Annotated in this window: 1 protein-coding gene; it reads right to left on the bottom strand. The window is 69.3% G+C overall.

Going from position 1 to position 238, the window contains the following annotated elements; all coding sequences use genetic code 11:
- Positions 1–238, bottom strand: a 238-nt coding sequence (locus IH13_RS0110165) for a D-Ala-D-Ala carboxypeptidase family metallohydrolase (protein WP_234433265.1), incomplete at both ends; no start/stop codon positions are given.

Below are 238 nucleotides of genomic sequence, written 5' to 3'. Positions count from 1 at the left end.
ACCGGAAAGCCGCTGGTGACGCGGAGGGGCTGGTCACCGAGCGCGTGCCGCAGCGCTTCCAGCTTCCACATGGAGGTCAGCGCGTTGGCCTTGGCCGTCCCGGCCGCCACCTTGCCGCCCGCCCAGGTGCTGTTGCACGTGTTCAGCTCGGGATAGGTGAAGTGGATCGGGGTGCAGTCGTTGTCCTGGAGGGCGTAGAGCTTGGCCTGCGTGGCCGGTCCGGCGATTCCGTCGGCGG

Source organism: Streptomyces sp. NRRL WC-3549 (genome assembly GCF_000721935.1).
Classification (GTDB): domain Bacteria; phylum Actinomycetota; class Actinomycetes; order Streptomycetales; family Streptomycetaceae; genus Streptomyces.
The sequence above is the reverse complement of the archived record's forward strand: the minus strand, read 5'-3'. Positions and strand labels throughout refer to the sequence as shown.